This is a genomic window from Peribacillus folii, assembly GCF_030271255.1.
GTDB lineage: Bacteria > Bacillota > Bacilli > Bacillales > DSM-1321 > Peribacillus.
The window spans coordinates 78,963-105,898 of sequence record NZ_JASJOM010000004.1; the positions used below are offsets into that span (position 1 = coordinate 78,963).

Genomic DNA, 26,936 nt, shown 5'->3' on the forward strand with positions numbered 1-26,936 from the left:
GGGGTTGATTCCCGTCTCGTTTTTGTTGCATGGATCAAGCATGAAAATTCGTACCGTCCGTCACTTCTTTGACGATTCCTGCACGGATGACGAAGTCACCGAAATGCTCTCTTTCCTCCCGTTCTTTTGCATACCGTGAGAGCAGTACCTGCAACTCTTTCAAAATTTCTGCTTCTCCGATATTTTCACGATACATTTTGCTTAGCCTGCTCCCATCGAATGCCGCTCCGAGATACATATTGTACTTTCCAGGTGCTTTTCCAATAAAACCGATTTCTCCAAGTGCATGGCGGGCACAGCCATTCGGGCAGCCGGTCATGCGTATCGTGATTTCTTTGTCCCTCAAACCATTTTCATCAATGATGGTTTCCACTTTATCAAGCAAAACCGGTAAATACCGTTCCGCCTCCGCCATTGCCAGTCCGCACGTTGGAAGCGACACACAAGCTATTGAGCTTCGGCGAAGGGCTGAATGATGTGTCCCATCCGTCAACCCATAAGTTTCAAGTAAATCATTGATTTTTTCCTTACTCTGGCTTGATACATCGGCAATGATCAGATTCTGGTTGGAAGTGAGCCGAAAATCGCCTGTATGAATTTTAGCGATTTCACGCACACCTGTCATCAGTTTGTAACCATTCCGATCGGCTATTCGGCCCCCTTCGACAAACAAGGTGAAATGCCACTTGCCTCGCAATCCTTCCACCCAGCCGTAGCGGTCGCCATTATTGTCAAAATGAAACGCTCTCGCCTCATCCAATTGCCACCCCAGGCGGTTTTCCAGTTCATTCTTTACCTGTTCCAGCCCAAGCCGGTCAACGGTATATTTGAATCGGGCATTTTTCCGGACGGAACGGTTTCCGTAATCACGCTGAATCGTAATGATCTTTTCCGCCACATCGAGGATTTGGGCAGGTTTACAAAACCCAATTACCTTGGCTAGTTGGGGATATGTCGCTTTATCACCATGGGTCATTCCCATACCGCCACCGATCGCCACATTGAACCCAACGAGATTTCCGCTTTCGACAATCGCTATGAAGCCAAGATCCTGAGAGTATACGTCGATATCATTTGACGGAGGAACAGCAATGCCTATTTTGAACTTCCTAGGCAAATATAGCGGTCCATACATCGGTTCGATATCTTCCACATCAGGCGTGCCTGCAATCTTTTCTTCATCGAGCCATATCTCATGGTAGGCCCTTGTCCGCGGCAATAGATCATCACTTAATCGTTTCGACCATTCATACACTTCCGAATGGATTTCAGACTGGAAGGGGATCGAATTGCACATGACATTCCGATTGACATCACCGCATGCAGCGATGGTATCAAGCATGGAAGCATGAATATCCTGTATCGTTTTTTTCATATTCCATTTTAAGATGCCATGCATCTGAAATGTCTGCCTTGTCGTCAATTTCAAGGTACCGTTCCCGTATTTCTGGGCAAGATCGTCCATGACCAGCCATTGTGAGGGCAACGCCACCCCGCCCGGCATGCGCACACGAAGCATGAACTGGTATGCTGGCTCAAGCTTTTGTTTTTGACGTTCATTGCGCAGATCGCGGTCGTCCTGCAGATAGCTGCCATGATGCTTCATCAGGCGGTTATCATCATCTGGAATGCCGGCGCTAATACGATCTTGCATCACCTCTTGGAGCGTGCCCCGCAAATAATTGCTTCTTTCCTTGATTTCCTCAACATCACTCGGCGGTCCTTCTGGTGCTTTTAATAGTCGGTTCACCATGTTGTTATCTCCTTTTCATCGGTAGTTTCAGTACACATCACGTTGATAGCGTTTATTCTGCTGCATGCCATCAAGGTAAGCTTGCGCATCTGCATGACTCATTTGACCTTCTCTTTCAATGATCTCAAGCAACGTATGATGGACGTCATGGGCCATGTTTTTCTCATCGCCGCAAATGTAAATGGCCGCGCCCTCCTGGAGCCAACGGAATAATTCACCGCTATGCTCAAGCATTCTGTTTTGAACATACACTTTTTCATCTGTGTCGCGCGAGAAGGCAACATCCAGCTTCGTCAGCACGCCGGTTTCCAACCATTTTTGCCATTCCGTCTGATAAAGGAAATCCGTAACGAAATGCTGGTCACCGAAAAAGAGCCATGTCTTTCCTTTCGCATCCGCTTCTTCGCGCTCTTGAATGAACGATCTGAATGGGGCGATGCCCGTTCCCGGTCCGATCATGATTATCGGCGTATTCCCATCGACCGGCTGCTTGAAGTTTTGGTTATGCTGAACATATATGGGCAGCTTATCACCCGGTTTCAATCGCTCTGCGCATAAAATGGAGCAGACGCCATTTCTTTCCCGTCCCTGACTTTCATAGCGGACAGCCCCAATGGTCAAATGCACTTCGTCCGGATAAGCGGATAAGCTATTTGCAATCGAATATAGCCTCGCCGGCATTTTCCTGAGCGTTGAGACGAATTCTTGAGCCGACTCACCCCATGGGCCAAAATCACGGACAACATCAAGCAAATCCCGGCCCTCGCGATATTCTTTTAATTTCGCTTCGTTCCCAGCGGCAACAAGCATTTGTAAATCCTCATTCCCTGAAATCCGGGCCGCCTGCTCAAGCAGAGATTTTGTTAAAACGGTTATTTCATAGCTGGAGATGAGCGCTTCCCTGAACGGTTGGAGATCTCCTTGTTTGTTGACCCTCACCATTTCGTCCGGCCCCCAATGGAGTTCATGAAGGAGTATATCCACCAATTCCGAGTCATTCTCTGGATAGATGCCAAGGCTGTCACCTGGTTGAAAGATAAGTCCAGAGCCTTCAAGCGACAATTCGACATGGCGTGTTTCCTTATTCGAGCCTCGCCCGTTCAAATTGATGTTTTCCAGTACTTCCGCTTTAAACGGATTTGTCCTTGTATATGTAGTTTCAGCTGTTTGTGCCGGCGTTTCAATTACGGGTGCAGGAGAATTCCCTTGCGCTATGCTTAGACTGGAAATGACGCCTTCGAGCCATTCAGCCGCAGGCTCATCGTAATCAAGGTCGCAGTCCGTTCGCGGAAAAAGCCTCTTGCCTCCAAGCTCCTCCAGTCGCTTATCGAATTGTTTTCCCGTTTCACAGAAAAATTCATAAGAACTGTCACCCAGCGCCAATACGGAATAGGAGAGATTTTCAAGCCTGGTTGCCCGTCTTCCATGCAGAAACTCATGGAAGGAAATCGTGTTATCCGGTGGATCACCCTCTCCATGTGTACTAACGACGATAAGAAGATTCTCGACTTTTTTTAAATGATTCACTTTATAGTCACTCATGGATGAAACCGTTACTTGAAAGTCTTTATCCTTGAGCGTTCTTGCCGCTTTTTCGGCCAGCCCTTGTGCGTTGCCCGTCTGTGAACCATATAGGATCGTGACTTCTTTAGATATTTCCTGGACATCGGTTGGAACTGCGTTCACCGGCTCAAGCGGTTCAATTGAATTGGAAATTGACAAAGTTGCTGTCAAATAACCGCTTAACCATACTTTCTGGTTTACTGTCAAGCCAGGCAGGAGCTTGTTAAGCAGCTCTGCTTGTTCATGATTAAAAGGACTGTTACTAACCTGAAGTTGCACGATTTCCACCTCACAAAGGAATATGAACTTATCTTAGATTCTTCTTTTCATTCACTCCATGAAATAAATTAACTCTTTTACTCCTATAGATCAAGTCGGTTTTAACGATAAAAAATTTGAAAATTTCAGTTTATTCATGGAGGGAACAGGTACGCTTGGTTTGTTAATAAATGAAACGATTAAGATGATGGCCTTGCTTAGCCAATGATTCTAAAATAAGTTCTTCATAATACTTTACCCGAGGTCACATCATTAGTAAAATATATTTAATTTATTGTTACTATTAAGAATATTAATAATAGAGGGAGTATTCCGATGCATTATGATGCTTTAAAAACATTTGTGACGCTTGTAGAAGTCAAGAATTTTACAAAAACAGCCGAAATTCTCCTAATGTCACAACCAAATGTTAGTTTGCACATAAAAAAATTAGAAGAAGAGTTTCAAACGAAATTATTCCTCCGATCGCCCAAGTTTTTGAAAGTCACCTTGACGGGAGAAATTCTCTACGATCGCGCTAAACAAATGATCACCATTTATGAACAGACGATACAAGACATTCAGGAACATGATAGGTCGATCAAGGGTGAATTGAAAATAGGTGCGAGTTTTACGATTGGCGAATACATCTTGCCTTCCTTGCTCATTGATCTGCAAGAGGACTATCCAGAACTTGAGCTTCAAGTCGTTATCGGAAACACTGAAGAAATCGTTCAGGCCGTTCGGTTATATAAAGTCGATATTGGCTTGATTGAAGGACAAACCAATGAAAAAGAGCTATCGGTACACCCCTTCATGCAAGATGAGTTATTCGTCGTATCATCCAACGATCACCTGCTCGCTAATAAGACTGAGGCGGAAATTGCCGACCTGCATGACCAAGCATGGGTAACAAGGGAAGTCGGATCCGGCACACGGGAATACCTGAACCATCTGATACGTTCAAATGGGCTCAAAATCAAATCGATCCTTACCATCAGCAGCAACCAAGGGATCAAGGAAACGTTAATCAAACATGGAGCAGGGCTTGCCCTTCTCTCCCGAAGTGTCATTGAGCGGGATGTCCAAAACAAAATCCTCTCGATCATCCCTTTGAAAAATGAGGCTTTTAACAGAACACTATCCTATGTATATTCTCCAATCATGAAGGACAAAAAGAATGTGAAGACCTTTATAAAGGAATTAAATAAAAAATGGCCTTTAAAAGCGAGATTGGTTGATAAATAGCCTCATTCACTCATTCTTGCCAACCCCATGCAAGGCCGTGGCAGGAGCATTCCTCCCAGGCCTTGTATGATTTCGGTAATGTGTATGATTATTCCTTCATTATGTACCTGCAAACCCCTCAAGTGCCGAATGCTGTGATAAAGACATGAATACGCTAACCTATAAGCATATACCTTCCACACCAAAAGTTAGTTGATTCATATCCCTATGGCTTAATAGATTCAATAACCCATCTCTCAAAAGGTATTTGCTCATGAATTCAACCACCTAATCCACGGACTGACAATCCACCATCGCTGGAAATGACCTCACCGGTAATTGCTCTCGCTTCGTCCGAGGCCAGAAGGACATAAGCTGCCACATGATCCTCGGGCATCTGGGCAAGCTGAAGCGGGTTTCTTTTTCTAATGCTGCTTGCTTTCGTATCATTGTCAACGATTTTCACAAATGGACACAATGGCGGAATGACCGACAATGCCGTAAGTGTCCCTCCAGGAGCCACTGCATTCACCCGGATATTCGGAGCGAGTTCGAAGGCAAGCTGGCGCATCAAACCGATTTGGGCGTGCTTGCTTGCTGTATACCAAACACCCCCGCCATCCGGATAGAAGCTTGCACCTGATACGGTGAAAATGATGTTGCCGTTCGTTTTTTGCAGTTCCGCAAGTGCAGCCTTCGCTCCGAAGAAAGAGCCTTTGACATTAATATCAAGCAAAAAATCATAAGCATCGGAGAGGGCATCCGGAGTGACGTCGGCAAATTTTGCAAATCCATCGAAGACCCCGGCATTTGCAACGAAAACATCAAGCTTGCCAAATTGCGCGACGGTTGCCTGCACCGCTTTTTCATTGTCCTCGTATTTGCTTACATCTCCTTGGTTGATGAGAACACCTTCGCCGAACTCCTCTTTGATTTTCTTTAATGTTTCCATCGAGCGGCCAATGATGCTGACCTTTGCCCCTTCTTGTATGAATCGTCGAGTGACAGCTTCGCCTATGCCCGAATTGCCCCCGGTAATCAACACCACTTTATCTTTTAACGCCATTGCCATTGTGAGGCCCCCTCCAGTCAGTTAGATGAAAATTGCAAGATTCCTAGTATTTATCGTTGATTGATCAACAATGAATACCCGCTTGGAAAGCTTCCATTTACCTTCTTCGAAGATGAATTCGTCGTTGCGTTCCCCAGAAATCAAATCATGTTTAATATCGGAGCTGCGGCTGCGATAGATGAGAAGATAGCTCTTCACGGCAGCTTTTTCCCCCTCCATATAGTCTTTTACACGCACATTGGAGACAAAACGCCGTGTTCTTGATGGCGGTATCTCAGCCCAGGCATAATCCGTTTTCAGGCGCTCCACACGAAGCTTCAGCAGCTCAATGTCATCATTGAATGTGAACATATCTGTGGAATAATCCGGACGTTCGACCCCTTCCTTGTTGATGCGCACAGGCATTTGATAGCGGAGACTATGATGCATCAGATCGAACCAATGATCAAATTCGATATCATCCAATAATTGTGCTTCATCATACAACCATTTCTCAAATTGGCATGTAACCAGCATTTCTTCCATATTCATTTGCCTTCCCCCTCCCCGCTTTTCATTTCGTCATCAACTCCAGCCAGTATTTATAAAAGTTCCGCTGGCTCGCTTCCGTGAATTTATCATCATATGCAACCCCGGGCCCTACGAATTCAACAGGCTCCCGGTGAAGGCCCATTGTATAGTTATAAGTTAAATTCTTCAGGAAAGGCATCGGCCCTTGGGCCGCTTCCGTGATATCCGTAAACACCTCCGTATCATCTTGTTCAAAAATACCAGAGGGGCTGAATGTCAGGATAAACGAATCCCTCGAACGGTCCTTCCAATCTTGTGAGGCGTTTTTTTCAACGAGCATCCAAGCGATCACTTCCATCTTATCGTGACCGATCGGGCGCCACATTCGAATAGAAGTGTTGGAGATGAACCGGTCCTTGATTTTTGTATGGGAAATTAAAAAAGACAAGTTCGGGAAAACGTTTCCAATCATATTTTTCAAGTTTGATAATACTCCGTATTGTTCTGCCGATAAATTACATTTAAATTCCTCCTTCAATTCTTCAGGGAAAGCAAAGTCCGGATTGGGCGTCCCTAAGTTGAGGCCATGTCCATTTTCGGTATGGATCTGGAAACCTCGCTTCGAATAAGTTGCATTAGGCACCATCCCCAGCTTTGCTATCGAGCCGTGTGTAACCATCGTATGATAGGAATCACCAACAAAATTATCGGAACCCACCTTCCAATTGGAACTCACGATAAATCGCTGAGGAACGCCGATCACTTCCATTTCTGCACGGCCGACAAGAATATCCAAATACCATCTTATATCTCCGAGGAAATCTTCAAGCGGCTCCGCCTCTTCATTCCATGTCCCAAATAAAAGGCCTTTGTAGGATTCGAGCTTCACCTTGTGCAGCCCCATCGTTGTACGGTCAAGCATCCCGCCATATATGTCCTTTTGCAGCGGCACCCCCACGAGCTCACCTGTGTTTTTGAAATTAAATCCATGATAAGGACATGTGAACATCGACTTGTTCCCTTTATCCGCCCGGCACAGCTTCATTCCGCGGTGCGTGCACATATTATAAAATGCCCGTACTTCCCCTTCACCATCTCGGGTGATGATCAGCGAGTAACCTGCAAGTTCTCGGGTCATGAAGTCTCCTTTGTTGGGAACTTCGGATTCATGGCCGACAAAAACCCACGTTTTCAAGAACACTTTCTCATGTTCGATTTCGTACACCTTTGGATCGCCCAGGAGATAGGCAGGTATAACGCCATCCTCTGGTTTGACTGTAGCGCATAGATGGTTTACCACTTGCTGTTTAGTCATTTCTTCCAATGGTTTATCCGTTTTGATCATAGTTTTACTCTCCCCTCGATAGGCTGCTTTCTGTCCATTTTCCTTAACCGATTTGAACGCGGTTTTCCTTGTTTTGCAGGGTCGCCAATACACTTAGTGCCGCAAGATAACTCGTTTTCGGATTATTGGGCATCGGATCGTTTTCCACTTCAAGCTTGAGTTTACCGAACGAACCAGTCGCTTCGATTAAATGGATGTTTTTCACCACATTAGGGTCGGCAATGATTTTCACTTTCGTATGCTCAGTTCCTATACCGGCCAATGACAAAACTACCGCAACATTGATATTTCTCGGAAACTTCTTGATCGCTTCTGCAGCGGACCCAACGAATAACACTTTTTCGTTTGCCAATGATGAACCAGCCGGCAATGCGCTTGGTGGTTTTCTCGTGGTGATGGATACGGATTCCAGTCCATACATGGCATTTGCCGATTTAAGGACATCAAGACCTCCGATTGCGCCTGAAGGCAGGAAAAGCTGAACGTCATTCATCCGGCAAAGCTTGTTCACGGTTTCCGCAAAAGCCGCATCAGCCATCGCCCCAATACTGCTCAGCAATAAGTCCTTGCCGCTTCTCAGAACATTCGCTGCATACTCCTTTGCAGCTTCAACCGTCGCTGCCTCAATGATGAAATCGACATCCGCTTCCAAGAGCCCATCGACATCACCATACGCATTTGCTTTAAATTGCTCAGATAATTGAGCTGCGATCTCTTCACGGCGTGCATAAAGCGCAACAATCCTGCTGCCTGGAAGAAGTCCATCTTCATTTATTGCCTGAAGCAAAAATTTACCGATATTCCCGCAGCCGATCAAACCCAATCTCATGAAAACTTCATCCCTCCCTCAATCAGCAAACCCGTAAGAGTCCGCAAAGAATTCCAGCCCGCAATGTTTTGTCTCCCGGGAGAAACCGCTTTCTTTTAAGCCAGGGAAATCAAGTGCCAAATCACTGAATACGGTATGGTTGTTATGGAAAACCGCTCCAGCTTCCAGGCGATCTGCCAGTAAAATGGCTGCTTCCTCATTCTCAGTCCATATCGATGCACGCAAGCCAAATTCACTATCATTTGCGTACTTTATGGCTTCTTCCGTTTCATCGAAGGGAACAATGGGAATGATCGGTCCGAATTGCTCGACTCGCACCACCTCGCTCTGGTGATGGACTCCTGTTACTAGAGCTGGGAGCATATAATAGCCAGCATCCCAGGTTTCGGGGTTTAATCGAATGCCAGTCGTGGTAATGGTGGCGCCTGCATGGGCCGTACGTTCGATCAAGCCCTGCGCAAAATCGAATTGTGCCTTATTGTTCAATGGCCCCATGGTTACGTCAGGTTGGATGCCATCACCGACCACCATCCTGCTAAACTCTTTGGTTAGCTTTTCAACAACCTCATCATAGCGTGATGAATGGACATACACCCGCTTGACCGCAGAACAAACTTGGCCGGCAGCCCGTAAAATCCCCATTCGCAAACGTTTGATCGCCGCTTCATCCAAATTGGCATCTTCCAGGATTAATGCCGGATCATTTCCTCCGAGCTCCATATAGACGTTCTGCAGCTTGCCAGCCGATTTCTTCATGATTTCCTTTCCCGTTTCTGTACTTCCGACGAATGACACTGTCCGGACACGGGAATCGGAACAAAGCAAATCACCAATTATTTTCCCTGAACCCGTCACTATATTGATGACCCCCGGGGGGAAATGTTCAGCCACGACTTTTAAGCAGGTCATGATCGTCAGCGGACAATTCGTGGCAGGTTTCACGATTACGGCATTACCTGCCAATACAGCAGGTATCACCCGTTTGAAGGTTAATATCATCGGGGAATTCCATGGCGTGATAATGGCAGTGACCCCTCTCGCCCTTCTTCTGATTTGGACTTTTTGTTTTCCTGGCAGCTCTTCTGGCTTCCACCAATCCAGCAGCTCTGCAGCACAGTCTCTCATGACTTCCACACACCGCACCAAGTCTTTTTTAGCTTCAACAAGTGTTTTGCCATTCTCCCGCACAAACATTGTAACATTTTCCTCAAGGGTTTTTGCCAATTGGATTGCAGCTGCATCCATACGGTCAGCCCGCTCACTCACTTCAGAGCGTGACCATGTTTCAAAGGCCTTTTCTGCCACGTCAATCGCTTGTTTTACCGTTTCCCCAGAGCATTTTGCCACTTGGCCAACAACCTCCGAAGTATTTGCAGGGTTGATTACGTCCCCTTTTTCTGCCTGTCCGATCCATTCACCGTCTAACAGGCATTTACCTGAAACATATGGGTATGTCGAAATCATCCTTAGTTCCTCCATCATAATTTTTTAGGCTTAAAGGCTTCAGCAGCTCCAGGAGGTCCGCCAAATGGCTGCGCCATCGGACCGATGGCCTCCATATCAACGACGATCATGGAAGGCTTGCGTCGTTCTTTCGCCTTTATCAATTCGGATACGAATTCATCTCCAGAACCGATTCGAACCGCAGTAAAATGCATCGCTTCAGCCAGCTTTACGAAATCAGGACTCAATAAATCCACAGCTACCTGCCTTCCATATGCAGCAGATTGAATATTGCGGAGAACTCCATAGCCCGAGTCATCAAACAATACAATAATGATTGGCAAATTTTCTTCCGCTGCCGTAACCATTTCCCCGATATTGACCATGAATCCTCCATCTCCTGCCATGAGAACGACGGTTTTATCTTGACAGCCCATCTGTGCGCCAATCGCCGTTGGAAGCCCTTGGCCGATTCCGCCCCCTGATGCATGAATCGATGTCCTCGGTTCATGGATTTCAAACAGCCGGCTTCCCCACACATTTGCCTGAACCGTTACATCACGGACCAAAATGGTATCTTGCGGCAATATTTCCCTCATCCCATCCACAAATTGTTCATAAGGGCCAAGTGTGAGCCGAAGCTGAGCACGCACTTCATCACGCAGTGAACGGACCTCTTGTAAATAAGAAGGAACTGGCTGTACTGATTTTCCCTCAAGCTTATGAATGATAGCTGCGAGCATATCTTTTGCATCGCCAACCAAACCTATCGAAGCTTTATAGTTTCTGTTAATGGCCTGCCAATCGGCATCGACCGCTATATGCGCTTCAGGGACGGGTACCTTCCAGTTGGAGGTTTCATTCCCTCTGAATCTCACGCCTATGCTAATCAATAAATCGGCCTTCCGCAAAAATTCTTTCGTCTGTTCATAGGCCGCAAAATGACCAATGCATAGTTCGTGGTTTTCGGGGATTGAACCTTTTCCTGATTGACTGGTTATGACCGCTGCGCCCAAAAGCTCTGCTAATTTTTGCAGTTCATGGGATGCGTTGGCGCTTATCACCCCTCCCCCAGCCCATATGACCGGTCGCCTTGCTTCAGCAAGTTGTTCCACGGCCCGTTCAGGAACATATGCGGCCGTTTTCGTTTGATGCTCTGTATCCTGAAGCATATCAGGGGAAAAATCATCGATGATTGCCGATTGAAAATCGATCGGGATTTCCAAGGTAACCGGTCCGGCTGGAGCCGTTACCGCTTCGGAAATGGCCTTCCTTACCAGTGTTGCAGCCTGGTAGGGATTCCTAAGCCTTATTGCATTTTTGCAGGCACCGCCCATCATCCCTAGCTGGTCCTTGCACTCATGTATGTACCCTTTACCTGTTCCAAGATACGAGGAAGCAACCTCGCCCGTAAGATGAAGAAGGGGCACACCTGCGGCCCAGGCTTCCACTAATGAACCAGCGGCGTTTCCAGCTCCAGTCCCCGTACTGGTGATCACTACGCCTAATTTCCCCGTCGCGCGTGCATATCCATCGGCCATGTTGACTGCTCCGCTCTCTCCGCGTGAACAAACGAGTTTAATCGTTCCGTCTCTAAGAATCGCGTCATAAATCGGCATATTGTGAATGCTGACGATTCCAAAGGCTACCTCGACACCTGCATGTACTAGCTCCTTTACGATGGAATCGGAAGCCGTAAACTCCATTTCTTCTATTATATTCATGGCGCTATCCTACCTTTTCAGTAATATGGTTAAAGTGCCTTACCAATCGCTCCTGCCGTTTCAATCGTTGACCCTGCCACGTAACTTGCTTTTTCTGAAGCAAGGAAGACGATCACACTGGCAACTTCCTCCGGTTCACCTACACGCCCAAGCGGAATGTTCCTCTTTTTCGCAAGATCTTGATAGTACTCGTCCGCATCCATATGCGGGGCATTTTTCATTCTTCTGCGCTCCCACTGGTCGGTACGGATCAAGCCAAGACTTACGGAATTCACCAATATATTATCAAAAGCCAGTTCCTGGGACAGTGTTTTGCTTAAATTCAAGAGGCCGGCCCTTGCCGCAGCAGTCGCCACCATGTGACGTTCCGGTTCTTTGGCAAGCGTGGCATTAATGTTGATGATCCGCCCTCCGCCTCTTTTGACAAGATGTGGGTGAGATGCCCGAACGGCATAAATGATCGCAAAAAACTTTAATTGAATTTGTTCATCCCACTGTTCATCGCTTATGTCAAAAAAGTGGCCCATCACGCTTTGACCGGCAGCATTCACCACTATATCAATCCCGCCAAACCTTTCTGCCGTTCCATCAATGAAAGAATTCACTTCCTTTTTTGAAGTGACATCACAAGTAGATGCAAAAATATCTTCTTCGTCTGCCAGTGAGAGCAATTGCCGTTGAGCATTTACCAAACGCTCTTTGCTTCTGCCGCATATTGCCACCTTTGCGCCTTCAGCTAAGAACAATTCGGCGGTTTTCAAGCCAACGCCAGATGTGCCCCCCATGATGACAGCCACTTTTCCATGCAAGCCTAAATCCATCTTGTCACTCCTTTTCAAAGCCCTTTTCGTTAACAATCATCCTGCCCTTTTAACTGTGGGAGGAAAGAAAGTCCCCATTATTGATCCGATGGGATCGATTCACTAGCGGAAACTCCCACCCAGCCCGGGTCGGGCTCTCCGCCCATTGCTTTGCGTGCTTCAGGTGTCGGCGGACCTGCAATGCCCCATTGATCCATTAAATGAGGCACTCGTTTCCAGACACGCGCTCTCCATTCAGCTTCATCCTCAATCGTTTCCAGGTAGCAGGTATACTCCATGACAAAACCGCCCGGGTCCTGAAAGTAACAGAAAATATTGTCACCCGGTCCATGACGGCCTGGCCCCCAAAGCTCGGACAGCCCAGATTTCCGAACATTGCTTATTCCGCGCATCAGTTCATCGACGGAATCGACCTCATAAGCGATATGGTTGATTGAAGCATGCGCATCTTGATTGAAAGCAATGGAATGGTGCTTCCTGTTGCACCTTAAAAAAGACATTTGATGCTCGCTCCAATCGGTGACTTTAAAACCAAGGATATCCGTATAAAACGTAACGATCATATCCAAGTCCTTTGTGTTCATGACAACATGATTCAACTTCACTGGGTCCACATTTTTCTTATTCCAAATCGAGGTTTGTACCTCTACCCAAGCCGAAAGTTCGATCACCCGGTTTTCCGGATCAACAAAGCGTAAGCCATAACCTGAACCAGCTTCGTTCAGGTATCCAGGTTGATCGATGATTCGAACACCGTTCGACCGTAAAATTTCCGCCGCCCGGTCCACGGCATTTTTATCGACCATCCCAAATGAAATATGATGCAAGCCACGCTTTTCTCCATTATGAAGACTTAAAATATGATGTTCAGGACCAGCACCTCGGAAATAAGCGGTATGTTCCTCTTCTGGGACAAACACCCTATCCAATCCCCAAACCCGTTCATAAAACTTTGTCTGCTGATCAAAATTCGGTGTGATCATGCCAATATGGCGTAAATGAGTAATTCCTAGCATTATTTATCCCCCCCATAATCGTGGATTGTTTTTTTAAACAGGCTGCATTGGCTTAATGGTAAAAGGGCGCCCGATTAATTTTCATAATTCAGGTGCCCTCCTCGTGTAAATGATCAGTCTTTAATGATGGCTTCCCTTTCCTTCGATCGTTGTTTCCGCAATTCCTCCAGCGCACTTCCCTCCGGGTATGTCGGCAGGTTCGGCTTCACCGCTCCAAGCATGACAAGCATCCGTGCCTCAACATCCCCGTCATTCCTGATTCCCCGGTAAACTCCAGGAGGGCTGCTGATGCAATCTCTGGCATTTAGCTTAATCTCATGAACTTCACTGTAGCTATCTTCCTGAATCAAGGCCGTGACTTCCCCCTCTAGGATGAAGAATGCTTCTTCCACATCGTCATGTAGATGCAAGGGTCCAATGCAGCCCGGGGGAAGCACCATCGTACTTAGGGTGAAGTGTTCACCTGCAATGATATTGGTATCGTTATTCGCTGTTGCACCGCGTCCGATGTATCTCATCTGGGCACGCTTATATGCCGGATCGATTTCTTCCTGGAACTTCAGGACATTCCAATCGAGCGTCCTATCCTTCAATCTTGCCACATATTTTTTTTCGAAATCCTGCACTGAAAATGTCTCTTTTGTCATTTTTAAAATCCTCCTTATAAAGGTTGTTATGTTTCATTGGCAAAACAATGTTTCATCTATAAATTAATACTAAAGCGAAACCCAATCATTGTCAATTAATTTTTAGAATATTTAAAACCTTTAATATAATCTCGATAATATGAACAAGACTTATCTTTACTTCAAGCAAAAAAAATATGGACACCCATTTCGGGAATCCACATTTTTTTTTGGTTTATTCATTTTAAGCTGGTTCACTTCTCTTCAAACATCCTCGTGTTGATAGGGCCTTGCTCCGCTGTATCCCATAAACACTGATAACTGCCGGGAGATTTCCAGCAATTTCGGCAGGGCGATTTTATCGATGAAGTCTGCCTGATAAGCAGACTCTGTTGCCACGACATTCAAGGCAGCCAAGACTTTACCGTTTCTATCAAAAATAGGTGCAGCTACCGAACGGATGCCAGGATGGAATTCCCCGCTTGTCATCGAGTAACCATTTTGGCGGATCGATTCCAGCTGCTTCAGAAATTCAGCAGGGGTAGTAAGTGTTTTGTCCGTATAGGGTGTGAGATTGGATATTTTGATCATTTGCATAAGCAATTCTTTCGGTTGATAAGCCAAAAGTAATTTTCCATTTGCCAACGCATGTGCTGGCAGCCGCAAGCCGATGTTCACATTGACAGCGGAAACGCCTCTGATCGGGGCACTGCCGACATAAACAACTTCCTGTCCATCCAAAATGGAAAGATGGCAGGAGGCTCCAATCTCATCTCGAAGTGCCTCCATATATGGTTGAACAATTTCCTGGAATTTCAGGCTATTCAAATAACTGAACCCCAACTCCAGCACTTTAGGCGTTAAACTATACCTCTTTGTATGTTCATCCTGTGAAAGGTAGCCAATATTTTGTAACGTAAATAATAGCCGGTATGGAACCGTTCTGCTTACACCCAATTGTTTGGCAATTTCTGAAAGGGACAGACTCGGCTGTGATTCATTGAAAAGCTTAATGATTTCGAGCCCTCTTACCAATGAATTAGCACTATACTTCTCTTTTTCTTTTTCTTTTTCTTCGCTTACCATTTGAGTATTCCTCCAGTTGTATATTCATCTGATTTCCCCACTTTGAAAAAATCCATCCCCTTCTGGTCTCTCTTTATGTATGCTCTGTTTGTTTCCTCTTCAAAAAATCAGTAACGAATCCATTGAATGTTTCCGGATCTTCCTGATAGCATAAATGGCCGGTATTTGGGATGATGGCCAACTCGGAATGGGGAATCAGCTCATGAAATACCTTTGATTCGCTAACAGGGGTGACTTGATCCAATTCACCGCACATGACCAATGTCGGAACGGAAATGGAAGAAAGCCATTCCATTTGATTCAGATTCGATAAAGCGTATGAAACGGACCGGTATCCCGCTGGCCGTACTTGAGACATGATCCGTTCCGCCTCCTTCACCACCCCGTAAGAAGCATTGGGGGACAAGAGCGCCTTCACCCTTTTCTTAGCAAGCTCTTCCGGCTTTAACGTATTAATCGAATGTAATCTATTCTGAAGCTTCCGTTCATTCTCTTCAGCGCTGACCCCGGCTGATCCCCGTGTCGCATCCGCTATGATCAACGCTTCAACCATATGCGGAAACCTGCTTGAAAATTCTAGTGCTATGGCCGAGCCCATCGAATGTCCAAGCAAGTATACCGATTGCAAACCAAGACTCTCAAGAAATTCCTTCAATACATCTGCAAACTGGGAAAAATCCTGAAATTCTTCCTGCGGATCGGAACTTCCTCCGTACCCTGGCGCATCCCAGGCAATTACCCTGTAATCTTCCTTCAACTGACTGAGCTGCTGTTTCCACGACTGTGAATTGTTTCCTAAACCATGCAGAATGACGAGCGCCTTTCCATCTCCCGATTCCAGATAGTGAATCGAGTGCTTTTCTAAGTGCCTCGTTGACATCCTTAAACCCTCCCTATCCTTCTGATCATCAAGAATAAATAGATTGATTGCTTATTTGTTTATTAAAGCATATTTACGCCTATAAAACTATTTGGGCAATCCTGCCTCTTCAACATTTTGCAAGGACCGGCCCTTATTTGCTTTTAGTTACATCACCTTCCAAATATATCTAAGTTTGAAAATAAAAACAAATGTAAATTTCGCTCCTCCTTGAAGAGGCAGTTTTCCCGGATCTTCAAATACCTTAGCATTGCTTACACCACATATCAGACAGCCCGAAGTTAATATTCTAAAAATATTAAATTATCAAAATATTAAATTGACAATCGAATCTATTTATTTTATCGTTAATAAAGTAAAACTTTGTTTTGCTTACAAAACACCTCCCGGAAAAGTCACCTTTAATTTCATTGAAGAAAGGCGTGATGAGGCAAAGAAGGGGGCCATTAGCTGCCAGGAGCCCCAAGATTCACTTATTATTGATGGTAAGTGCTATTAGCCATGCTAAAATCGACAAGGAGATGGTGTTGTGTTAAATGGGAAAAAAAGATGGTTGTACATTGCCGTTCCAATTTTTTTCTTTTGGTTTTTCGGACAAATAGATAAGGTTGGCATATCCATCATTCAAACTGACCCTGAATTCTTGAATGCCCTCGGTATGACAGGTGATGACAAAAATGCAAAAATCGGTCTTCTTTCTTTCGTATTCACGATTGCCTACGGTGTTTCAAACCTTTTTTGGGGATTCATCATCGATAAACTGGGAGCCCGAAAAACAGCCATCGCCGGTTTATTCATTTGGACACTTACCATGATCATGTCCGGTCTTGCCCATTCATATGAGGTGTTCTTAATTAGCAGGATCATACTCGGTTTCGGGGAAGGAATGATGATTCCCGTATCAGGGAAATTCATTTCTAGCTGGTTCCACAAACGTGAATTGGGCAGGGCCCAGGCATCCTGGCTCACTGGCAACTATCTAGGTCCAGCGATCGGAGCCATTTTGCTGGTGCTTGTCATCTCTTTACTTCACTGGCAAGCAGCTTTCTTCATGCTGGCAGCATTCAACTTATTCATCAATATCCCGATGTTCACCTTCATGACGAGAAATACCCCGGAGGAACACCCCCGGATAAGTAAAGAGGAATTGGCTTTCATTCGCAAACCGGATGAGGAAGACAAGAACAGCAATCCATCGGAGGCTAAAAATTTCGCCAAGGATTACCGCTTTTGGATTGTCTGGTTCGGCATGCTTGTCTGTTCCTTCCTGTTTTTCGGAATAAGCATTTGGCTTCCGACTTATCTTATTGAAGCAAAAGGCTTCGACAAGGAAGGAATGTCGAGCATCACTTCCCTCTCTTGGCTTTTTGCGCTTGGGTTTGTGCTTGCATGCGGATTTCTTGCGGACAAGACGCGTCGTCCCAGCTTGATGGCCTCTCTTCTATTCACTATGACGGCTATCTTTTTGACAGTGGCCGTCTTCATTGGAAATCCAATCCTGGCAGGGCTATGCATGGGACTTGCAATGGGCTGCCAAGGCGGTGTGTTCCATCTCAGCAATATGCTGATGGTCAAGTATTCAACACCAGAAACGGCAGGGCGTGCCGCAGGCTTGATCGGATTTACCAATATCATGGGCGGTTTCTCCAGCTATATCATGGGCTGGCTTCGCGACCTTTCCGGCGGGGACTTCAATTCATCGATTGCCATGCTCATTTTTGCAGCCATCCTAGGACTGGGGGCTTATATATTCTCGATTAAGAAGGAAGCCGCAGAGGTTCATCCACTGCCATTTTCCAAACAAAAAATTCAAATATGACGCACATACGACAGTTAGCAGTTTATAGACAAAAGGTTTCGGAATCTCATTCCGAAACCTTTTTATCCTTCCTGTATGGCTTCTTCAAGGCGGTGTTCCCCTGTAGCCTTATACTCCTTCACTCCCTATGGTGCCGAAATCCTTCTGAAAAGAGGCGAGTGCCTGCAGTGCAATGAAACGCGTAACAACTTACTCACCCCGATCGACGTTCCTTCTGGTTCTTATAAAGAGGAATTATTCACTGAATATGAGTAGATAATTTATCACCTACGAGGGATTTTTCGGCATGTTTCGAATATCAGCTCTAAAACCGTTCCTATATTTGTTAAAAAATGTCGATAGTTAAAATATTCAAAAAATGATAATTACTTGAATTACCATGTTATATTGTTAATGAAAAAAATACTTGTCAAGTAAGGTGAGTGTGTGACGATAGAAGTTTTGATTCTCCATTATATTCAAGAAAAGCGCCGGAAGCCCAATCATGCCAATGAATTGTTGGACTATATCCAAAATGAATATGTTAACGGTAAGCTGTCAATCTTACAATATCGAAGTCTCTGCAAGGATTTATATCTTCGGGGAGCAAATCCAGCGACTTCTGGATAAAGGGAAAAATCCAGAATGATATGATCCCATTTCCTTTGTCATCCTAGCCAGTTATCTTCATTCGTTCACTAAGTCCAATGAGGCGTCAATGCCCAATGAAAACCCCGGTAATATGTCGTCTGAAGACACATCACCGGGGTAAAGCAATGCTAGCTATCATGAAGCATGCTCCTTCTGATCGCTAAACAAATAAGTCCAAGATCAATACAAGACCGAACGCCACAAAGGATAGAAGGGTTTCCATGACTGTCCATGTTTTGAACGTTTCTTTTACGGTTAATCCCATATACTCCTTGACCAGCCAGAAACCGGCATCATTAACATGAGAAAACATGAGGGACCCTGCGCCCGTGGCAATAACGAGTAATTCCAAGTTAACGCCTGTCATGCTGGCAACTACAGGTGAAACGATTCCTGCTGCTGTTGTCAAAGCGACCGTTGCAGAGCCTGTGGCAATCCGAATCAATCCAGCCACTAAAAATGCCAGCACGATTGGTGATAATGATATCTGTTCGGACATGGATGCTATGGCAGTCCCCACACCACTATCAATCAATATTTGCTTGAAACCACCGCCTGCACCAATGATCAATATAATGGAAGCCAAAGGCAATAAGCATTCTTCCGTTAATTTTTTCATGAGAGACTTATCCATTCCCTGTTTGAAGCCCAAGAAATAATAAGCTGCAAAACAAGAGATTAATAGGGCAATGACCGGACTGCCGATAAACATCAGGAATTTTTCAATGGAGGCCGATATTGGCAGATAAGGTGCCAGCACCGTCAAAACCATAAGCAGCACCGGCAAAAGGATAATAAAGAAAGAAACCCCCGTTCCTGGTAATGCATCTGCTTTCGTTTCAACCCTGATTAATTCAGGTTCCCCGACAGGTACCACCCTTTTTTGAATCCATCTTGCAAATAAAGGACCGGCAATCACAGCTGTCGGGAATGCTATAATCAATGAATATAGAAGTACGTGCCCCATGTTTGCATTATAAATCCCGATTGCCGTCATCGCTCCCGGATGCGGCGGTACCAGCCCATGTACGATCGAAAGACCAGCAAGTACTGGAATTCCTATCAATAAAATGTTCACTTTAGTGGATTTACGTATGGAAATCACTAGAGGGAGCAAGATCACTAAACCCACTTCAAAGAATACCGGTATTCCGATGATGAAACCAGACAACAGCATCGCCCAAGGCAATTTCTTCACACCAAATTTATGAATGAAAAAGTCGGCTACCTGCATGCCCGCTCCTGAGTCGGACATCATCTTCCCTAAGATCGTCCCTAAAGCCAAGATGCCAATAAGATGACCTAGCACTGCACCGACGCCCGTTTCGTAAGCGCCTACAATCTTGTCCATAGGAAGACCGGAAAATATAGCTAAAAACAAACTGGCTACAGTCAAGCTAATGAATGCATGCCATTTCCACCATGATACCCCTAAAATAACTATGACGATCGCCAGTAATGTGATTCCTAACAAATATAGATCCATTTGCTCTCCCAGCCCCTAAGAAATCGCTTACAATCAAGCGATACAACGAACCGAAATTCAAATCATTGTACCGGCTCATTGTATGTCACGATGTAATTCTGTTTCGCCGTGTTGTAAAACCCTTCACTATATTCCATGACATTTCCGTCCCCGTCACTTGAGATCCTAATCCTTTTTAGGAGAGCACTATTATTTTCAATTCTCAGCGCTTCACATATATGGTCCGGCGGGATGGTAACGGCAAACTCATCCCTGAACGTTTCAAGCTTGACGCCATGATCCTCCAAAAAACGGTACAAGGAATTGATTTGGACCTCGTCCAATTCCGCTTGGTCCAAATTTAGGGAAACGTAATGCGTAAAGTAAATATAAGGCTCGTTGTCCAACAAATAGATTCGTTCAATGCTTATGCAATCAGCTCCGAATAAAGAATGCAGCTTGGAGTCAGCAGGAAGTTCAACACGGCTTATGTTCAGCATCTTTTTAAATATAAAATGGCCTTCCTCCACCAATAGCTCCGTGAACCGTTTACCCTTCGAAAGCTTCACGATCGATCCATTCGCTATGACTCTAGTGCCTTTACCGCTTTTCTTTTCAACATATCCCTCTTGCACAAGTTCTTTAATCGCATTGCGGACAGTAACCTTACTTACATTAAATTCTTCTTCCAGTAAAGGCTCGGAGGGGATGTTCGTGTCAATGGCATAAACCCCATGTAAAATGCGGTCCTTCAATATTTCTTTAATTTGTAAATACATCGGTCCATTTTTCCTATTCACTCTCATCCCAAATCTCCTGCCTTTTATCTTATGATATCTTCCATTTTACCTTCCATGGCGGACAATATCTCCCTTTCAGTTGCCAAAGGAGTATCACCAACGACCGTACACGCCAGCATTCCCGAGACAGCTGCAAACAGAACTGTCTTTTCTGGGGAAAAGCCCGTCAATTCTCCATGGAGGATTCCGCTCGTATATGCATCGCCTGAACCTATTCTATCATAAACGGAAAATGAAAGGTTATCTGAAAAGTGAAATGTGCCGTCCTTGTACAAGTATCCACGCAATCTATGGGTATTATCGCCGTTGATTGATCGATGTGTTCCCGCTATTGATTGGATACCGTATTTTTGGGCCACTTGAGGAATCAGCTCCCTTAACTGTCCATCCCTTTGTGAGGACTTGGAGTTCATTCCTAAAATATACATGGCATCTTTTTCATTCATCATGACGATATCCGCCAAGGAAAGCATCTCCTCATAATGAGGCTTGGCAGCTGAATACCCTCCTTCCCATAAGGAAGGGCGGTAATTGCAATCGAAACAGATCATCCCGCCTTTTTCTTTCACTTTCCTTGCCAGCACCTTCATACTTTCCCGTACATTCTCCGCCATGGCAAGCGATATGCCGCAAAAATGGATGATATCGGCCATCTCAGCAATCCCCTCATGATCATAGTCGGACAGTGAACCTGTGTTAAAGCTGCTTTCGAGACGATTGGAATAGGTGACTCGGCTTGCCCGTTGCCCAAAGCCGTTTTCCAAAAAGTACATTCCCATATACTTGCCGCCCCTGGAAATAAAATCCCGTTCAATGCCTAATTGCTGCAAGGAAACCACCGCTGAATCCCCAAGAGGATTATTCGGTAATCTTGTGACAAGATACCCATCATGACCAAGCTTCGTCATCGCAGAAGCTACGTTTACCCCAGTGCCTGAAAAGGAGTATTGCAGCGTGCTAGCTTGTGATAATAATGCATGTCCCGGTACCTGCAAGCGCATCATCACTTCACCGAATGCCACAATTCGTTCAGGCATGTTTTTCAACCAATTGTTTTGTCATGGCCAATAATTTTCTTACATCCTCCTCATTCGTTTTTCCGGTTTCTTCATTAATGATAGAAGAATAAACATGGGGAATGATTTTAGGCACTTTTGCTTCTAAAGCTATTTCCAGAATGGTTTCGTAATTCTCCAGGTCGATACCGCCAGTAGGTTCCAAGGCAAAGCCTTCTTCACCACAGGCTTTTGCGACTGCGCGATACTCTTCTTCATGCTCAAGGCCCTTCATCGGGAAGTATTTCAACGCATTGCCCCCCATATCCCTGACCAAGGCAATGGCCGCTTTGATCGGTACAATGGCCGTTTCACTTGCACCTGCACTAACAGGTCCGGTGGAAATATTGACATAACCAACTTTACCAGAGGGAGAAACCAACGAATTGATCCAGCTATCTTTATCGCCTAAATTAGCCCTTGTCGCCCCTACACTTGGGAAAACTTGATTGATATGGCTGCCAGGATAGTATTTTGCAATTTCTGCAACAACTGCCGCCTGCTTATTATCACCAGCGCCAAGACCGATCGATACTGCTTGTTCTATGGACTCGCCATATTCCTTCATTGCAATTACTCCCGCTTCAACGGTTGGATAATCTTTGGAAAGCACCCCAACCAAAACATGGCCTTCAGCTGCATTGAATACCTCTACTGCATTTTCGACACTATTAGCAAGTACATTAAGCGCCACTCGATCATTCAAAAAGCGTTTGTTTATGTTAGTCATCCTCGAATTCCCCCTAAAATGATTCTTAACTGAGCTTCAATGACATGAATGTCATCCCCTTGCAATGGACGTGGATCGATATCAAAAAAGCCTTGGCGAATGCCATAATCCCGCGTATAAATGGCAATATCGCCAGTTTGCAAGCGTTCGTTCACTTCCTTGGCAGTCATACCCGCAATGGAAGGATCAATGGAAATGCGTGCCCTGTATATGGCACGTCCGGCTTCATCCTGAACAATCGTTACCTTAACGCCATCGATGGACTCCAGCGAAGTGAGAGCTTGTAAACTAGCTTTTTCTTTTTCGCTATTATCCGTTTTGACAAAATACTCATCAAGGGCCTGAAGCAGGCCAAAGGTCGTTTCCTTCCCCACCTTCATGCTCCTGCCAATGCCATGCAATTGAACCTTAAGCCATTCCATATATTTATTCTTTCCGGCAACGATACCTGAAGTGGGCCCTTCAATCGCTTTTGAACCGCTATAGATCGCCAAATCCGAAAATTCCACATATTTCTTTAAATCTTCCTCCGCTGCTGCATCAACAATCAAAGGAATATTGTTAATTTTAGCCACTTCCCAAGCTTCCTCAATCGAAATCATGTTCTTCTGGACGGCATGGTGGGATTTCACGTATAAAATTGCGGCCGTATTTTCATTGATGGCATCGGCAATATGCTCTGCCTTCCCTTCATTGGCATACCCCACTTCAACCAATTTCCCGCCGCCGAGGTAAATCATCGTTTCAACCGGTGCCCCATACTGAACGTTATGTCCCTTCAGCATGATCACTTCATTTTTTGGGATAAACTCTTGATGAAGCCGGTCACTTTTTCTTTTGTTTCCTTGAGTAACGATCGCTGCCACGGAAAGGGCAATGCCACTGGATGCCGAGTTTACGACAATGGCAGCTTCCGATTGGAGCAGCTTGGCAATATGCTCACCAGATTTTTCGACTAATTCCGTTATTACCACATAATTTTGGCCGCCTTTTTTCATTGCTTCCATCACGGAGTCAGTTGGGGCGGAAACCCCCAGTATACTCATCCTGCCGCTTGCATTGATGACTCTTTTCAATCCGTATTTAGCATTCAAAGAACTCTCCATTTATAACGACTCCTTTTGCCACGATTCTTTTATCCGCCATTCTTTCTTCTCCCTCAGAGTCCCTCAAAAGCGAGGACTCATCCTCGACTGAAAATAATGTCAGGTTCGCAATATCCCCGACTGAAATTCTGCCAAGCTCTGGCTTACGCAGCCACGCTGCCGCATTTACCGTAACGGCATCTATCACTACCTTTAATGGATAACCTAAATACAAAAACTTGGTGAGCACGTTGGCCATATTGAATACGGGACCATTTTCCCGGTTCCTCCTGTAAATATCGGTACTGATCGTATTGAAACGAATTCCTTTCTCACTTGCCATTTCAGCTGTCGGAAAAGAAAAACTGGCCGTTCCATGACCAACATCCAAATGAACGCCACGCTCAATCGCCTTGGTTAACTCAGGCAGGGGTTCCCCGGCTTCAAATAAATTATTGGCTTTTCCATTTAAATAATGAGTAATAATATCTTTTTCTTCAAGTAATTCCAGGACATCCTTTATATCTGGCGGACCTGAACCGATATGGACCATTAAAGGCAATCCGGTATCGCTTGAGAATCTCCTGGCAATCCTCAAGGGCTCGACGCCATTCGGACCGACCACGCTTTTACTGATTCTCGCTTTAAGTCCTACGATAAAATCTCCGTATTGGGAAAATGCCTTTCTTATTTCGTCTTCGTTTATCCATGATAGATTCGATAATTCATCAATCCTTTTCAAGCCGATCCGCGAAATATTCAGGAAAGCGAAAACATTCGTTTTGGCGCTTTTACAGCTTTTAACCAAATCCGATATTTGATCAGCTCCGGTGCTCCCCGCATCAATCACCGTCGTCACTCCCGTTTTATAGCCGATCTCATCAACATCATCACCATACGGTTCGAATTCCGGAAAGGCATGTACATGCATATCAATCCATCCGCTCGAAACAAAAGCTTTGTTCTCATAATCTATCATTTCTTCTCCAGTTGCAGTACCGGGCAGCGCAATTTCATTGATCACCCCATTCTCCAAGATGATATCCGCTGCATCACCATCTAACATCCTTACATTTTTCAGTATTAACCTACCAGTCATTTCCCTCATCCTTTTTAAAAACGTCCTATCGATCATAAGTAATATTCGAAAACGGTTACAATGGTCTATAAGATTCATGTAATTTCCTTTACAAAAATAGATTACCATATTTATTTAAAGTAATCAATATAACGTTATAATGTTTAATCGTCCTTTCAGTAGTTTTGTATGAGATAAGGCAATCTGATCCAGGTTATACCCCCTAGAATAAAAGGCGGAAACTGAGCACTCCTCCCGAATAGCATCCAAAAAAAAAAAAAACAAGCCTGCTGATTTCATGGCAGGCTTGGTTTTACCTTAGACATTAATTCACCTTTTTTGTTCCTTTCCAATGGATTTCCCTCAGACGGTATTTTTGCAGCTTGCCTGTTGCCGTTTTCGGTAGGGCTTTCACGAATTCAACGGTTGTAGGTGCTTTAAAGTGAGCCATTCGCGAGCGGCAAAAGGTAATGATCTCGGTTTCCGTCACAGAAGCATGATCTTGAAGGACTATGATCGCCTTTGGCGTTTCACCCCATTTATCATCCGGTACGGCAATAACCGCTACCTCCAATACATCAGGATGTTTATACAATATCCCTTCTATTTCCGTGGATGAAATATTCTCGCCCCCGGATATGATTAAATCCTTAGCTCTGTCCTGTATTTCAATATACCCGTCAGGATGGGTCACGGCCAGATCACCTGTGTAAAACCAGCCGTCCCTTATTGCTTCGGCCGTCTTTTCCGGGTCTTTATAATATCCTTCCATAACAACATTGCCACGTGTAATGATTTCCCCTAATTCCTTACCATCCCAAGCGACTTCCACCCCATCTGGACACAACCATCGTCTCCCCATTAAAGACCAATTCAATGCCTTGTCTGGCCTTTATCATCGCTTGTTCATCTGCTGATTTGGCCCCATGTTCATCCTTCCATTCATTATATAGAATGAATGGGGACGTTTCGGTCAATCCATATACGTGGATCATATTTAAGCCAAGGATCTCCTCTGCCTTATGTATAAGGGCGGCTGATGGGGGAGCTCCCGCCGTTGCCATGCGCGGACGTGCCTTGATGGCGGTTCGCTTAGCCTTCGGGTCATTCACCAGCATATTGACGACAGTCGGTGCTCCGCATAATAACGTAATATCATATTGTGTGAATAAATGGAGGATATGAGGAGGGTCGACTTTTCTCAAGCACACATGCGTCCCGCCAGTGGCCGTAATGGCCCATACGCCTCCCCAACCGTTGGCATGAAACATCGGTAGCGTATGGAGATACACATCATCATGCTTCAAAGAAAAGTGATAAATGAAATTGGCTGCATTCATGTAATTGCCGCGGTGCGTTAACATGACTCCCTTTGGTTTTGAGGTCGTGCCACTCGTGTAATTTATCGTCAGTAGCTGATTTTCATCAATTTCAACCACAGGGTACCCATTTCCGTCATTCACATGCAGTATGAAATCCTCATAGTTTATCCCGGCCAAATCTGTTTCATGTCCTTCCACCGGAACAATAATGATCATCTCCAATGATAGATTCGAAACGATCGTCTCGATAGGTGCCGCGAATTCTGCATCGACTATTAGCATTTTTGCATCACTATGCTTGATGATGTACTCCAAATCTTCTGCAGAAAGCCGGTAATTCAAGGGCACCATTACCGCTCCCATTTGACAAATTCCATAAAAGCATTCCAGCATTTGATGTGTATTCGGCAGCATCACGGCAATATGATCGCCTTTTTTAATGCCTGATGCGTCGAGTGCCAGGGTCAACCGATCGACACGCTGCCCGAATTCCGTGTAGGTAAACGCTTTCTCCCCATCTATGACAGCCACTTTATGAGGATAATATTTCACGGCCCTGCGTTTCCAATCCATAGGCGTCAAGGATGAAAACATGAAAACCAACTCCTTCATTCAATATTTTTTATGACTGATTCGCCGCATCATGAGTCATGCAAAAATACGTTCATTCTTTGATTCATATTCAATTTCGGATTAACATATCCTCCTTAAATCGGAGGATATTTCAAGAAATGAAATAAAAATTTGAATATTCCGATAATTAAACTTATAAAGCAGCACCAACCTTCACTAGTACTGC

At 45.0% G+C, this 26,936-nt stretch carries 22 protein-coding genes and 1 pseudogene; 3 read left to right on the forward strand and 20 right to left on the reverse strand.

The genetic code is table 11. The features are described 5' to 3' along the window. Positions 1–34: 34 nt before the first annotated feature. On the reverse strand, positions 35–1,753 hold the full coding sequence (gene cysI, locus QNI08_RS07580; RefSeq protein WP_285766820.1) for an assimilatory sulfite reductase (NADPH) hemoprotein subunit: 1,719 nt from the start codon (positions 1,751–1,753) through the stop codon (positions 35–37). Between the two features lie 27 nt (positions 1,754–1,780). After that, positions 1,781–3,595, reverse strand: coding sequence for an assimilatory sulfite reductase (NADPH) flavoprotein subunit (locus tag QNI08_RS07585; protein WP_285766821.1), 1,815 nt, complete (start codon positions 3,593–3,595; stop codon positions 1,781–1,783). Positions 3,596–3,910: 315 nt separating this feature from the next. Here QNI08_RS07585 and QNI08_RS07590 point away from each other — a divergent pair, with 315 nt between their 5' ends. Next, positions 3,911–4,822 carry a LysR family transcriptional regulator gene (locus tag QNI08_RS07590; protein WP_285766822.1) on the forward strand — a complete coding sequence of 304 codons (912 nt, stop codon included), beginning with the start codon at positions 3,911–3,913 and terminating at the stop codon, positions 4,820–4,822. A gap of 259 nt (positions 4,823–5,081) precedes the next feature. On the opposite strand, the gene QNI08_RS07595 is transcribed toward QNI08_RS07590, so the two are convergent. From QNI08_RS07595 to QNI08_RS07645, 11 genes are all read right to left on the reverse strand, one after another. Beyond that, positions 5,082–5,873 carry an SDR family NAD(P)-dependent oxidoreductase gene (locus tag QNI08_RS07595; RefSeq protein ID WP_285766823.1) on the reverse strand — a complete coding sequence of 264 codons (792 nt, stop codon included), beginning with the start codon at positions 5,871–5,873 and terminating at the stop codon, positions 5,082–5,084. A 21-nt stretch (positions 5,874–5,894) separates the two neighbouring features. After that, on the reverse strand, positions 5,895–6,404 hold the full coding sequence (locus tag QNI08_RS07600; protein WP_285766824.1) for an aromatic-ring-hydroxylating dioxygenase subunit beta: 510 nt from the start codon (positions 6,402–6,404) through the stop codon (positions 5,895–5,897). A gap of 22 nt (positions 6,405–6,426) precedes the next feature. Then, positions 6,427–7,728, reverse strand: a complete 1,302-nt coding sequence (locus QNI08_RS07605) for an aromatic ring-hydroxylating oxygenase subunit alpha (protein WP_285766825.1) — start codon at positions 7,726–7,728, stop codon at positions 6,427–6,429. A gap of 43 nt (positions 7,729–7,771) precedes the next feature. Continuing rightward, a complete protein-coding gene (nadX, locus tag QNI08_RS07610; protein WP_285766826.1) occupies positions 7,772–8,557 on the reverse strand; it encodes an aspartate dehydrogenase in 786 nt (261 codons plus the stop codon). 18 nt (positions 8,558–8,575) lie between these two features. After that, positions 8,576–10,021, reverse strand: coding sequence for an aldehyde dehydrogenase family protein (locus QNI08_RS07615; RefSeq protein WP_285766827.1), 1,446 nt, complete (start codon positions 10,019–10,021; stop codon positions 8,576–8,578). Between the two features lie 14 nt (positions 10,022–10,035). Next, the gene (locus QNI08_RS07620; RefSeq protein WP_285766828.1) at positions 10,036–11,724 is read right to left on the reverse strand and encodes a thiamine pyrophosphate-binding protein; all 1,689 of its coding nucleotides are present in this window, start codon (positions 11,722–11,724) and stop codon (positions 10,036–10,038) included. A gap of 29 nt (positions 11,725–11,753) precedes the next feature. Continuing rightward, positions 11,754–12,545, reverse strand: a complete 792-nt coding sequence (locus QNI08_RS07625) for an SDR family oxidoreductase (RefSeq protein WP_285766829.1) — start codon at positions 12,543–12,545, stop codon at positions 11,754–11,756. Positions 12,546–12,622: 77 nt separating this feature from the next. Further along, positions 12,623–13,561, reverse strand: coding sequence for a VOC family protein (locus tag QNI08_RS07630; protein ID WP_285766830.1), 939 nt, complete (start codon positions 13,559–13,561; stop codon positions 12,623–12,625). Between the two features lie 113 nt (positions 13,562–13,674). Beyond that, a complete protein-coding gene (locus QNI08_RS07635; RefSeq protein ID WP_285766831.1) occupies positions 13,675–14,208 on the reverse strand; it encodes a cupin domain-containing protein in 534 nt (177 codons plus the stop codon). A gap of 243 nt (positions 14,209–14,451) precedes the next feature. Continuing rightward, positions 14,452–15,273 (reverse strand): IclR family transcriptional regulator, encoded by an 822-nt coding sequence (locus tag QNI08_RS07640; protein WP_285766832.1) that lies wholly within the window; start codon positions 15,271–15,273, stop codon positions 14,452–14,454. A 73-nt stretch (positions 15,274–15,346) separates the two neighbouring features. Next, positions 15,347–16,153, reverse strand: coding sequence for an alpha/beta fold hydrolase (locus QNI08_RS07645; protein ID WP_285766833.1), 807 nt, complete (start codon positions 16,151–16,153; stop codon positions 15,347–15,349). A gap of 529 nt (positions 16,154–16,682) precedes the next feature. On the opposite strand from QNI08_RS07645, the gene QNI08_RS07650 reads away from it, so the two are divergent. Both QNI08_RS07650 and yppF read left to right on the forward strand, forming a co-directional pair. Then, positions 16,683–17,972: an MFS transporter gene (locus QNI08_RS07650; RefSeq protein ID WP_285766834.1), complete on the forward strand. Its 1,290-nt coding sequence runs from the start codon at positions 16,683–16,685 to the stop codon at positions 17,970–17,972. A 426-nt stretch (positions 17,973–18,398) separates the two neighbouring features. Further along, the gene (yppF, locus tag QNI08_RS22500; RefSeq protein WP_352231202.1) at positions 18,399–18,581 is read left to right on the forward strand and encodes a YppF family protein; all 183 of its coding nucleotides are present in this window, start codon (positions 18,399–18,401) and stop codon (positions 18,579–18,581) included. Positions 18,582–18,762: 181 nt separating this feature from the next. On the opposite strand, the gene QNI08_RS07655 is transcribed toward yppF, so the two are convergent. The 7 genes and pseudogenes from QNI08_RS07655 to QNI08_RS07685 all read right to left on the reverse strand — a co-directional run bounded on the left by QNI08_RS07655 (position 18,763) and on the right by QNI08_RS07685 (position 26,731). Continuing rightward, on the reverse strand, positions 18,763–20,088 hold the full coding sequence (locus tag QNI08_RS07655; RefSeq protein WP_285766835.1) for a GntT/GntP/DsdX family permease: 1,326 nt from the start codon (positions 20,086–20,088) through the stop codon (positions 18,763–18,765). Positions 20,089–20,150: 62 nt separating this feature from the next. Further along, entirely contained in the window at positions 20,151–20,873 is a 723-nt protein-coding gene (locus QNI08_RS07660) for a GntR family transcriptional regulator (protein ID WP_285766836.1), read from the reverse strand. 17 nt (positions 20,874–20,890) lie between these two features. Next, entirely contained in the window at positions 20,891–21,904 is a 1,014-nt protein-coding gene (locus QNI08_RS07665) for a sugar kinase (RefSeq protein WP_285766837.1), read from the reverse strand. After that, positions 21,897–22,652 (reverse strand): 2-dehydro-3-deoxy-phosphogluconate aldolase, encoded by a 756-nt coding sequence (gene dagF, locus QNI08_RS07670; protein ID WP_285766838.1) that lies wholly within the window; start codon positions 22,650–22,652, stop codon positions 21,897–21,899. The genes QNI08_RS07665 and dagF overlap by 8 nt, the downstream gene beginning before the upstream one ends. Beyond that, on the reverse strand, positions 22,649–23,758 hold the full coding sequence (locus QNI08_RS07675) for a DgaE family pyridoxal phosphate-dependent ammonia lyase (protein ID WP_285766839.1): 1,110 nt from the start codon (positions 23,756–23,758) through the stop codon (positions 22,649–22,651). Before QNI08_RS07675 ends, dagF begins: the two co-directional genes overlap by 4 nt. Further along, a complete protein-coding gene (locus QNI08_RS07680) occupies positions 23,736–24,836 on the reverse strand; it encodes an amidohydrolase/deacetylase family metallohydrolase (RefSeq protein WP_285766840.1) in 1,101 nt (366 codons plus the stop codon). The genes QNI08_RS07675 and QNI08_RS07680 overlap by 23 nt, the downstream gene beginning before the upstream one ends. A 304-nt stretch (positions 24,837–25,140) precedes the next feature. Next, positions 25,141–26,731 (reverse strand): annotated as a pseudogene (locus tag QNI08_RS07685) (long-chain-fatty-acid--CoA ligase). Positions 26,732–26,936: the final 205 nt, after the last annotated feature.

What these genes read in the sequence shown, in the direction of transcription:
- cysI (WP_285766820.1), bottom strand. Translation starts at nt 1,753, where the DNA reads ATGGTGAACCGACTATTAAAAGCACCAGAAGGACCGCCGAGTGATGTT.
- QNI08_RS07590 (WP_285766822.1), top strand. Translation starts at nt 3,911, where the DNA reads ATGCATTATGATGCTTTAAAAACATTTGTGACGCTTGTAGAAGTCAAG.
- QNI08_RS07595 (WP_285766823.1), bottom strand. Translation starts at nt 5,873, where the DNA reads ATGGCAATGGCGTTAAAAGATAAAGTGGTGTTGATTACCGGGGGCAAT.
- QNI08_RS07600 (WP_285766824.1), bottom strand. Translation starts at nt 6,404, where the DNA reads ATGAATATGGAAGAAATGCTGGTTACATGCCAATTTGAGAAATGGTTG.
- QNI08_RS07605 (WP_285766825.1), bottom strand. Translation starts at nt 7,728, where the DNA reads ATGATCAAAACGGATAAACCATTGGAAGAAATGACTAAACAGCAAGTG.
- nadX (WP_285766826.1), bottom strand. Translation starts at nt 8,557, where the DNA reads ATGAGATTGGGTTTGATCGGCTGCGGGAATATCGGTAAATTTTTGCTT.
- QNI08_RS07615 (WP_285766827.1), bottom strand. Translation starts at nt 10,021, where the DNA reads ATGATTTCGACATACCCATATGTTTCAGGTAAATGCCTGTTAGACGGT.
- QNI08_RS07620 (WP_285766828.1), bottom strand. Translation starts at nt 11,724, where the DNA reads ATGAATATAATAGAAGAAATGGAGTTTACGGCTTCCGATTCCATCGTA.
- QNI08_RS07625 (WP_285766829.1), bottom strand. Translation starts at nt 12,545, where the DNA reads ATGGATTTAGGCTTGCATGGAAAAGTGGCTGTCATCATGGGGGGCACA.
- QNI08_RS07630 (WP_285766830.1), bottom strand. Translation starts at nt 13,561, where the DNA reads ATGCTAGGAATTACTCATTTACGCCATATTGGCATGATCACACCGAAT.
- QNI08_RS07635 (WP_285766831.1), bottom strand. Translation starts at nt 14,208, where the DNA reads ATGACAAAAGAGACATTTTCAGTGCAGGATTTCGAAAAAAAATATGTG.
- QNI08_RS07640 (WP_285766832.1), bottom strand. Translation starts at nt 15,273, where the DNA reads ATGGTAAGCGAAGAAAAAGAAAAAGAAAAAGAGAAGTATAGTGCTAAT.
- QNI08_RS07645 (WP_285766833.1), bottom strand. Translation starts at nt 16,153, where the DNA reads ATGTCAACGAGGCACTTAGAAAAGCACTCGATTCACTATCTGGAATCG.
- QNI08_RS07655 (WP_285766835.1), bottom strand. Translation starts at nt 20,088, where the DNA reads ATGGATCTATATTTGTTAGGAATCACATTACTGGCGATCGTCATAGTT.
- QNI08_RS07660 (WP_285766836.1), bottom strand. Translation starts at nt 20,873, where the DNA reads ATGAGAGTGAATAGGAAAAATGGACCGATGTATTTACAAATTAAAGAA.
- QNI08_RS07665 (WP_285766837.1), bottom strand. Translation starts at nt 21,904, where the DNA reads ATGCCTGAACGAATTGTGGCATTCGGTGAAGTGATGATGCGCTTGCAG.
- dagF (WP_285766838.1), bottom strand. Translation starts at nt 22,652, where the DNA reads ATGACTAACATAAACAAACGCTTTTTGAATGATCGAGTGGCGCTTAAT.
- QNI08_RS07675 (WP_285766839.1), bottom strand. Translation starts at nt 23,758, where the DNA reads ATGGAGAGTTCTTTGAATGCTAAATACGGATTGAAAAGAGTCATCAAT.
- QNI08_RS07680 (WP_285766840.1), bottom strand. Translation starts at nt 24,836, where the DNA reads ATGACTGGTAGGTTAATACTGAAAAATGTAAGGATGTTAGATGGTGAT.